Source organism: uncultured Oribacterium sp. (assembly GCF_902481605.1).
GTDB lineage: Bacteria > Bacillota > Clostridia > Lachnospirales > Lachnospiraceae > Oribacterium > Oribacterium sinus.
The window spans coordinates 1-3,126 of sequence record NZ_CABSXI010000114.1 but is presented as its reverse complement, the minus strand read 5'-3'; the positions used below and the strand labels follow the sequence as shown (position 1 = coordinate 3,126).

Below are 3,126 nucleotides of genomic sequence, written 5' to 3'. Positions count from 1 at the left end.
GTGGAAGTAGCTAAGCTGTTTTTCTCCTCCTCCGTTTTGGGACGGGGTGACGGAAATTACGAAATTCTCTTTTCGTAAAAAGATTTTTCTTCGGAACTGAAAATGGAGAACAGGGCCGGAGGAAAAAATCGCTCAACCTGTGTTACGAAAGCTTCGTGACACGATTTCAGCAATTAGAATTGAAGAGGAATAAGTATGGATCAGAAAAAAATTAGTTGGAAAATGCTGGCGTTTATGGCCTTTTCCACAGTATGGGGATTTGGAAACGTAACCAACGGCTTCGTATGGTTCAACGGAATTCAGGTTATTTTCAGCTGGATTTTCATGTTTGCCCTTTATTTTGTCCCCTATGCGTTAATGGTAGGAGAGCTGGGCTCTGCCTTCAAGCATGCGGGAGGCGGTGTGAGCTCCTGGATCAGAGAAACCTTAGGCACAAAGCTTGCTTACTATGCAGGTTGGACCTACTGGGCTTGTCACATCACCTACATTGCCAGTAAGCCAAGTGGCGGACTGAAGGCATTGTCTTGGGTAATCTTCCGTAGCGCAGAGCTTTATGATAAGCTCCCCACGCTCATGATTCAGTTGATTACCTTTGCTTTACTCATTATCTTCTGCTATGTAGCCAGCAAGGGCTTAAACCCCTTGAAGAAGATGGCTACCCTGGCAGGTTCCAGTATGTTTATTATGTCCCTGCTCTACATCGTAATGATGTTTGCGGCACCGGCTATCAATCCTCAGGGAGACTATGTTTCTTTGGATTTTAGCTTAAAGAACCTTATCCCGAACTTCCGTTTGGAGTATTTCACCTCTCTTTCCATCCTGGTATTTGCGGTAGGCGGATGTGAGAAGATTTCTCCTTATGTAAATAAGGTAGAGAACCCCAGTAAGGGCTTCCCCAAAGGAATGATTGCCCTGGCTATCATGGTTGTGGTGTGTGCTATGCTGGGAACCATCGCTATGGGTATGATGTTTGACCCTGCATTAATCAACGAAAGCAAGGAAGCCTTTGATTCCTATGCGGCAAACGGATCCTACTGGGCATTCCAGAAGCTTGGCCAGTACTATCATGTTGGAGATGCTTTGCTGGTGATTTATGCTCTTTGTAACGTAATCGGACAGTTTGCGGTTCTGATTATCAGTATTGATGCTCCCCTTCGTATGCTTTTGGACAATGAAGAGACTCGTCCATTCTTCCCCAAGAAGCTCTTAAAGCAGAACAAGGAAGGAAGCTATGTAAACGGTATCATCATGGTAGCTGTACTTTCCGGCTCCATCATCCTGGCACAGTCCTTCGTTCCGGGTGCAGCAGCAGTATTAAAGCAGCTGACTAAGTTAAACTCCGTATGTATGCCTCTTCGTTACCTTTGGGTATTCGTGGCTTACATTGCTTTAAGAAAGGCCGGAGACAAGTTCCCAAGAGAGTATTACTTTGTAAAGAACAATGCAGTGGCTCTGGGCTTCGGTGTATGGTGCTTTGCCCTTACCGCAATCTGCTGTTTAATGGGTATGCACTCCGATGATCCTTTCACCATGGCTTTAAATATCATTACCCCGGTAGTGCTTTCCATCTTGGGAATTATCATGCCGATTTTGGCAAAGAACGAAAAGGCCTAAGTCATGGCTTGGACAGAGCAGAACCATCGCCATTCCAGAAGCTTTCATTTTCGTAGAAAACAAAATTTCTTCCCTCTTCCCTCTGTACAGAGGGGGAGGGAAGATTTATTATCTTTAAGTAATAGGAAAGAAACGAAGCAGACCTTACTGCATAACGGAAGAGACAGCCACATGGACAGGCAGGAGTCGGATAAGGGGAAAATCTTTCCTGCCGCTATAGAGAGAAAAGAGGGATGGAAAATGAAGGAAGGAAGAGAAGCGTATCAAAACCGAGAACTGTCTTGGCTTTTATTTAATGAGCGCGTTTTAGATGAGGCAGGAAATCCGCGAGTGCCCCTCCTGGATCGTCTGCCCTTTATTTCCATTTACCAGACCAATCTGGATGAGTTTTTTATGGTGCGTGTGGGTACCTTGATGCAGCAAATGCGCTCTAAGAAAACCACCCGGGACAATAAAACGGATCTTAGCAGTGAAGAGCAGGTGGATTTGATTTTAGAAGAGGTTCAACGCCTAGAGCAAAAGCGGAAAGAAATTTATGAGCAGGTCATGGGAGAGCTGGAGCCGGTGGGCATCCACATCATTAACTTCCAAAGACTGTCCAAGGCGGAGCAGAGTCAGCTGGAAATCTACTTTGATCAGGCCATTCGTCCCTACCTTTCTCCCATGATTGTGGGAAAGACACAACCCTTCCCCTTCTTACAGAACCGGGAGCTTTATGCGGTGGTACGTCTGGAAAGTAAGAACGGCAAAAAGAAGCTGGGAATTGTGCCCTGCTGGAACCCGGTCTTTAAACGACTCATCGAGATTCCCGGAAGAAAGGGCTACCACATGCTGTCCGAGGAGTTGATTCTACACTTTGTTTCCAAGCTTTATCCCGGTTATCAGATTAAGGAAAAGTCCATCCTTCGGATTACCCGAAATGCGGATATTGACGCTACGGATGTCTACGATGAGGATCTGGATTATCGAGGCATGATGGAGCAGCTTCTAAAGAAGCGAAACCGTTTGAATCCGGTGCGATTGGAATTTACCAGAGAGCTGCATAAGTCCGTAAAGAAAAAGATAGCGGAGCATCTTGGCATTTCCCATAAGCACATCCTGCACTGCGGAACACCCTTGGATTTGTCCTTCCTCTTTACCTTACAGAACAGCTTTCGAGAGAAGACGGAGCTCTTCTACCCGAAGTACAGCCCCAGAAGCTCTGCCTACATTCAAAAAGGCGAGTCCGTCCTTTCTCAGGTAGAACGCCGGGATTTGATGCTGTCCTACCCCTACGAAAGCATGAAGGGATTTTTAGGCTTGTTGCAGGACGCAGCCAGAGATCCTTCCGTGGTTTCCATTAAAATTACCCTGTACCGGGTAGCCAGCCACAGTCAGATCGTGGATATCCTTTGTGAAGCCGCGGAAAATGGAAAGGAAGTCCTGGTGTTGGTGGAGCTTCGGGCAAGATTTGATGAAGCCAACAACATCGAAATGTCCCATCGCTTGGAAGATGCAGGCTGTCAGGTAATC

1 protein-coding gene and 1 pseudogene are annotated in these 3,126 nt (G+C 46.4%); both read left to right on the top strand.

Going from position 1 to position 3,126, the window contains the following annotated elements; all coding sequences use genetic code 11:
* The first annotated feature begins 195 nt into the window (after positions 1 to 195).
* Positions 196 to 1,614 (top strand): amino acid permease, encoded by a 1,419-nt coding sequence (locus RDQ32_RS10965; RefSeq protein ID WP_308580522.1) that lies wholly within the window; start codon positions 196 to 198, stop codon positions 1,612 to 1,614.
* 240 nt (positions 1,615 to 1,854) lie between these two features.
* Positions 1,855 to 3,126, top strand: a pseudogene (locus tag RDQ32_RS10960) (polyphosphate kinase 1); the annotation flags it as partial.